7 protein-coding genes and 1 tRNA gene are annotated in these 6,083 nt (G+C 60.9%); 5 read left to right on the forward strand and 3 right to left on the reverse strand.

The window, feature by feature from the left end; all coding sequences use genetic code 11:
• The first annotated feature begins 125 nt into the window (after positions 1–125).
• The 3 genes from B8460_RS00540 to B8460_RS20710 all read left to right on the forward strand — a co-directional run bounded on the left by B8460_RS00540 (position 126) and on the right by B8460_RS20710 (position 1,054).
• Positions 126–202 (forward strand) — tRNA-Arg (locus B8460_RS00540).
• 77 nt (positions 203–279) lie between these two features.
• A complete protein-coding gene (locus tag B8460_RS00545) occupies positions 280–738 on the forward strand; it encodes a hypothetical protein (RefSeq protein ID WP_048859617.1) in 459 nt (152 codons plus the stop codon).
• Positions 739–769: 31 nt separating this feature from the next.
• On the forward strand, positions 770–1,054 hold the full coding sequence (locus tag B8460_RS20710; protein WP_148360196.1) for a hypothetical protein: 285 nt from the start codon (positions 770–772) through the stop codon (positions 1,052–1,054).
• Between the two features lie 825 nt (positions 1,055–1,879).
• Here B8460_RS20710 and B8460_RS00550 read toward each other — a convergent pair.
• A complete protein-coding gene (locus tag B8460_RS00550) occupies positions 1,880–2,884 on the reverse strand; it encodes an IS1595 family transposase (protein WP_048859618.1) in 1,005 nt (334 codons plus the stop codon).
• A gap of 108 nt (positions 2,885–2,992) precedes the next feature.
• Here B8460_RS00550 and B8460_RS00555 point away from each other — a divergent pair, with 108 nt between their 5' ends.
• Together B8460_RS00555 and B8460_RS20715 are read left to right on the forward strand one after the other, a co-directional pair.
• Positions 2,993–3,235 (forward strand): DUF6471 domain-containing protein, encoded by a 243-nt coding sequence (locus tag B8460_RS00555; RefSeq protein WP_084623055.1) that lies wholly within the window; start codon positions 2,993–2,995, stop codon positions 3,233–3,235.
• Entirely contained in the window at positions 3,225–3,992 is a 768-nt protein-coding gene (locus tag B8460_RS20715) for a hypothetical protein (RefSeq protein WP_148360197.1), read from the forward strand. The genes B8460_RS00555 and B8460_RS20715 overlap by 11 nt, the downstream gene beginning before the upstream one ends.
• Before the next feature lie 155 nt (positions 3,993–4,147).
• On the opposite strand, the gene B8460_RS00560 is transcribed toward B8460_RS20715, so the two are convergent.
• Both B8460_RS00560 and B8460_RS00565 read right to left on the reverse strand, forming a co-directional pair.
• On the reverse strand, positions 4,148–4,948 hold the full coding sequence (locus tag B8460_RS00560) for an enoyl-CoA hydratase/isomerase family protein (protein WP_048859619.1): 801 nt from the start codon (positions 4,946–4,948) through the stop codon (positions 4,148–4,150).
• A partial coding sequence (locus tag B8460_RS00565) for an AMP-binding protein (protein ID WP_048859620.1) occupies positions 4,945–6,083 on the reverse strand: 1,139 nt, incomplete at its 5' end. The genes B8460_RS00565 and B8460_RS00560, both read right to left, overlap by 4 nt.

Here is a 6,083-nt window from a genome sequence, read left to right on the forward strand (position 1 = left end):
GGCGCCGAAGCCGGCTGCCCCGGCGGGCGCGCAGGCGGCGGATGGCGTGGCGGCGGGTGCCACGGGAGCGGGTGCCAGGGGGGCGCTTCCGTCGGGCGCGGTTTCGGGCTATGCGTCCCGGTGACGGACCCGTAGCTCAGCTGGATAGAGCGTCGCCCTCCGAAGGCGAAGGTCGCACGTTCGAATCGTGTCGGGTCCGCCAATCCATCCGGTATTATGTAGCACCCGCCACCGCACAAACTAAGCGGTCATGACCCATCATCCCTACCTTGATGCGGCATGGGCGACACCTTCATCATCTCCGGTCTGCGCGAAAAGCGGTCGAGCATCGCTGGTCGCATCATGGAACTGCGCCGAGAGGCTGAGCGGCTTGAGGCCGACCTGTTTCACATAGACGCGGTGCTGCGGCTCTACGACGTCGAGCCTGCCGACATCCCCACCAAGGGCCGCGTGCCCGTCCGCTCGTCCTATTTTGGCCGCAACGAGATCACGCGCCGGATCTACGACGCACTACGGACGCAAGGCGCTATCTGCGCCGTCGACATCGCCGCTCAGGCCATGCGGGACAAGGGACTGGACCCAGCTGCCGACCGCAAGCTGCGCACCAACTTTGCTCAACGCTTCCTCACGTCCCTTCATGATCTGAGGAAGGCGGGGCGTATCGAGCGCATTGGCAACGGTAAGGGAGTGCGCTGGCGGCTGGTCGCGACGGTGGACGACGCCGCAACTGGTGGTTAGTATCCTTGGGGATACTCAATAGGGGATGGACATGTCAGACGATGTTTATGCAAAGTTACGTTGGTCTGCCATGCAGAGTGCCCTTCTATTGCTTTGTGTCCAAGACTTCGCAGCCAGCATCCTTCGTTATACTCTAAATCTCACTCCGCTGAATGATGAAGCCTTGGCTGAGATTAAAGCGGCCTGCGTTCTGAACCTCAAAAACACTAGCACGTCCGGTGTCTCGATCAATGAAGAGGCCGCACTGATTGGGCAAACGATCGAGAAGTTTGAAAACTGTATCAAGTTTATTATTCAGAAGGCTTCTGAAATCTAAAACTTCAACATCCCCGTTGCGACGCAATATAACACAAGATTGATTAAAGCTTATAGTAGGCTCGTTAGTATTCATAAAGTGATAATTAGAGAGCAAACCAGGATCAATCTATAGCACCGCGCTTTTCGCGGACTTGGCTGTCTTCGCTGATCGCTGCCAGTAGCCGCAGAAATCCACGCTCGGAGGCGTGCCGAGGGCCAGCCCGACCATCGAGCGCATTGGTAGCGGCAAGGGAGTGCGCTGGCGGTTGGTGGCGACGGTGGACGACGCCGCAACCGGTGGTTAGTATTTCGAAGCGAGATAAACTGACGTAAGCGCGGAAATAGTCATGTTTGATTTACCACCCATTACTATATCAGAGTTGATAAACAATCAGAGAAACATAAATATAGATATTGCCGAATCCGACGTTTTATTAGCGTGCAATGAATGCTCTAGTGCCCTAACAGCTGAACAGTGTCAAATAACTTGTAATGAAATCACTACATACACCTGCCCTAACTGTCAAAATCCTCTTGTAACTATAGTAGATGTAATATCACACCCCAACGTCCCTGGAACCCAATTTGAGGGTTACAGTCTACAGAGCGTTGTTCAGCTGCGTGCCAGAAACTACATTATTCCGGTCTGTAAACCTCTGTTCTCGACAGAATGATACATTATGCGCCCAAACAACAGCTTCGCCGAGCAAATTACCGTTCTCATCCAGCTTCAGTATGATTAGATCACCATCAAAAGATATGTATTTTTCTAGATGACGCGGGGGCGTTCCGTATTTGGGATGTGTAATCATGATTTCTTATTGAAGACAGCGTTACTGAAAGCCTATAGCACCGCGCTTTTCGCGGACTTGGCCGATCGCTGCCAGTAGCCACAGAAATCCACGCTCGGTGGTGTGCCCAGGGCCAGCCCGACCATCGAGCGCACCAGCGCCCCGTTGCTGCCGCGGCGGTAATCCTCGCGCCAAGCCGCTTCCTGCGCGTAGCGGGTCAGGTAGACACCCGCGATGTGATGGTGATGGCCGATCTCGGCTCGGCGCATCCGGGAGAAGAACTCTTCCGCGCCGTTCGTGTAGGTGCCCGTCTGCGTGCTGTAGAGATGGCCGTGGTCGATGCGCTCCATGGCAAAGCGGCCCTGCAGATCGTTCCAGGAAGACGCCTCGTCCGCCTGTATCAGCGTGCCCTTGCCGACGCGGGACGCGATGAAGCCCAGCGCGGCACCTTCTGACTTGAACACGGCCGGCAGCGTCCGGCCGCCGCGCTCGCGCATCACGACCACGACCTGACGCTTGCCGTTCTGGTTCCTGACGAGCCGTCGATCGCGCCGGTTCTCTTTGTGGTTGGCCGGTTTGATGTAGCCGCCGAAATAGGCGCCATCGACCTCCACGACCTCGCCATCCCCGCCGACGCGCATGCCCTTCATCTCGGTTGCCATGGCCTCGCGCAGTTTGTGGGCCAGCACGAAGGCGGTCTTGTATTGCACGTCCAGATCGCGGCTGAGCGCCAGGGCGGACTTGCCCTTCACCTCGTTACTGAAGATCGCCACGGCTGCCAGGTAGGTCTGCAAGGGCAGCTTGTGGAAGGCGAACAGCGTGCCCGACGTGAGGCTGAAATCCTTGCGGCACGCCTTGCAGCGAAACCGGAGGGCGCCTGACGGGCGCCGCGCCTCGTAGCAAGTCGGGCAGCCGCAATGCGGGCAGACCGGCTTGCCGCCCGTCTCTGCCCAGCGGAGAGAAGCGAACAGCGTCTCCGCATCCTTGTCCGTCATGCGCAACACCGTCGCTAGCGATAGCGTCCGGGCTTTTGCTGACAGGAGGAAGTGCTGAGACACAGATCACATCCGCTTTGAACAGAGCGAATATGATCTTCGACGGCGCGCTTTGTCAATCGGAAAAGATCATATATGGTCGCCTCCGTTCATTTTCGATCGGAGACGACCATGGGACTGACGCCAAAAGAGAAGGAGTGGGCCGACAAGGCCCGCAGGTTCCTGAAAGCTGAGCTGAAGCGGGCCGGTGTGACCTACGCGGAACTAGCTCGGCGCCTCAATGAGCATGGCCTGGAAGGTGAGACAGAAGCGTCGGTCAACAGCAAGCTAGTACGAGGCACATTTGCCGTGACGTTCTTTCTGGCTTGCTTGGCTGTGCTGGAACTAGAGGGGGTTGCTCTCAATGATCTCTAAACAAGACCGGTTAGCTGTTCTTCTCGTTGGTGTGGTCTTTGTCTTGGCTTCCATAGCCGTCCGGTCCAGCCATTACCCAGGCCGCCAAATAACTCACGGCAATTCCGGCTCCTGCACTCATCAACAACAAGAAGAAGAATCCATCTGGGTGTTGTCGTCTTGGTCGCCTACCACTACAACCGCAGCAACCGGATTGTGGTTTTACACTGGTAAGCTCTATACTGCAACGGCAAAGGCGGTTAATGACGGCGAGCGATCTATCAATGCCGCTGTTAAATCCGCCAACACGGCGGAACGCTCCCTTATTGGGCTGGAGCGCCCCCATATATTTGTCAGAATCAAACCTAAACTTAAAGTCGACATGTATGAAGGGCACGAACAAGCCAAAGTTAAATTCATTATCTCTAACTACGGCAGATTTCCCGCCGAAATAGCGTGTTGTAGGTTTGATATCGCACAATTTAAACCCGTTTCTAACCAAATCGCTTTGCGAGATGAATACCATAGAGGAATAGGGGCCAATAAATCTTTTCCTATTACGGTTTCTATCGCTAAAGTAGAGGATTTGATTTTTGATTATGACGGAAACGGGGATCCTATATCCGCCAAACCCAAAGGGCATGTCTCTCTGGAGACATTCTTTACTATCGAACTTCGCTACAAAGGGTTGGGGGATGAAGTGTACGAGAGCAGTTACGTTTGGAGGTGGGACCATGGCGTTGACCGCTGGACCCTTCATCAAAGTCGCCGCACATAGCCCAGCGGCCAGCGCCAGCTTTGTCAGCGTGACAGTCGCCCCGCGCCGCTTCCTTGATAAGGTCGGCTTCGGCTGGTGGCGGGTGCTACATAATACCGAATCCATCTCCGCGACCGCGCGCCTCACGTCCCGGGATCGCGCACGCGCGGCCCGCGTCAGCTCCCGCGGAATTGCGGCTTGCGCTTTTCGTGAAACGCCTCGACGCCCTCGCGGAAATCGTCGGACTGGCGCAGGCGGCCGTAGCAATGGCCCTCCAGCTCGATCGCGGTGGACAGCAGCGCGTCCTCGGTCTCGTTGAGCAACCGCTTGGCCGTGCGCTGCGCGAGCGGGGCGAAGCCGCGCAGTTCGTCGACCAGCGCATCGACCGTCGCCTCCAGCCGGTCGTCGGGCACGCATTCGGTGGCGATGCCCCAGGCCTCCGCCTGCCGCGCCGGGATGCGGCGGGAGCGCAGGACGATGTCCTTGGTGCGGGTGATGCCGATGATCTTCTGCAGCCGCGCGGACCCGCCGGAGCCCGGTATCTGGCCGAGCCGCTGTTCGGGCAGCGCGTACTGGCACGTCTCCGACACGATGCGGAAGTCGCAGGCGAGCGAGATCTCGAACCCCACGCCGAACGTGTAGCCGCGATTGGCGGCGATCACCGGCTTGCTCGCGCGCGCGGGGGCGGCGATGTTCCAGGCGAGGTTGGACACGACTTCCGGCGACGCTTCGAGAAAGCCGCGGATATAGCCGCCGGAGGAGAAATGCTCGCCCTCGGCGCGCAGCACGATGATGCGCACGGCGGGGTCCTCGTCCAGCGCCTCGAACGCGCGGCGGAGCTGGTCGCGCTGCGGCATCGTGATGACGTTCATCGGCGGCCGGCAGAGCACGATGTCGCCGCGCGCGCGGCCGGCATCGATCTCCACGCGGAAGCCGTCGAGGCCGGTGAGGCGCGGATCGCGGTTGCTGTCGGTCATGGCGTCGTATCCTTTCCGATGGTCTCGTCGAGGGTGTAGTCGCCGGCCACGAGCTTGCGCCGGAGCAGCTTGCCGACCGCGGATTTCGGTATCTCGCGCACGAACACATAGCGGCGCGGCCGCTTGTAGCCGGCGAGTCCGGCGGCGCGGGTGTGCGCGTCGAGCGCGGCCGCGTCCACCGGCGCCGCGCACGTGACGAAGGCCGCGACGATCTGCCCCCAGCGCGCGTCGGACAGGCCCGCGACCGCCACCTCGCGCACCGCCGGATGCAGCGACAGGCAGCGTTCAACCTCCACGGGCGAGACGTTCTCGCCGCCGGTGATGATCATGTCGTCCACGCGGCCGGTGACGAACAGGTCGCCGTCCGTGTCGAGCAGGCCGGTGTCGCCCGTGTAGTACCAGCCGTCGCGCAACGCCCTGGCATCGGCGTCGGGGCGGTTCCAGTAGCCCTCGAACGCCTCGTCGCTGGCGGCGAGGGCGATGATCTCGCCCTCCACGCCGGGCGGCACAACGTCGTCGGGGGCGCCGCCGGGGCGCACCACGCGGATCTGTCCGTTGATGCCCGCGCGTCCCGCCGATCCGGGCTTCGCCGCGGCGTTCTGGTCGATGGTGAAGGTGTAGATTTCCGACGAGCCGTAGTGGTTGACGAACAGCAGCGGACGGAACGCGGTCGCGGCGTCGCGCAGCAGCGCATCCGTCATCGGCGCGCCGGCAAAGCCGAGGCGCCGCACCGAGGACACGTCGTGCGCGGCGAAGTCGGGATGGCGCAGCAGGTCGTGATACAGCGTGGGCACGAGGTAGAGGTTGGACACGCGCTCCGCCGCGATCAGCCGCAGCGCCTGCGCGGCATCGAAGCGCGGCAGGCAGACGAAGGCGCCGCCCACCAGCGACATGGCGAGCAGCGAGCGCACGCCCATCGTGTGATACAGCGGCATGACGCCGAGCGTGCGCTCGCCGCGCGCGTAGAGGTTCTGCGCCACGTGCGCGACAGCCGCCGCCCGTTCGGCCACGTGACGGCGCGGCACGCCCTTTGGCCGCGCCGTCGTGCCGGACGTGTACAGCATCAGCGACCACGCCTCCGCCCCCGCGCGCGGGACGGCGTCGGCGGCGGGCTGCGCGAGCCAGGCCGCGAAGC

It is taken from the genome of Acidisphaera rubrifaciens HS-AP3, from assembly GCF_000964365.1.
Taxonomy (GTDB): Bacteria; Pseudomonadota; Alphaproteobacteria; order Acetobacterales; family Acetobacteraceae; genus Acidisphaera; species Acidisphaera rubrifaciens.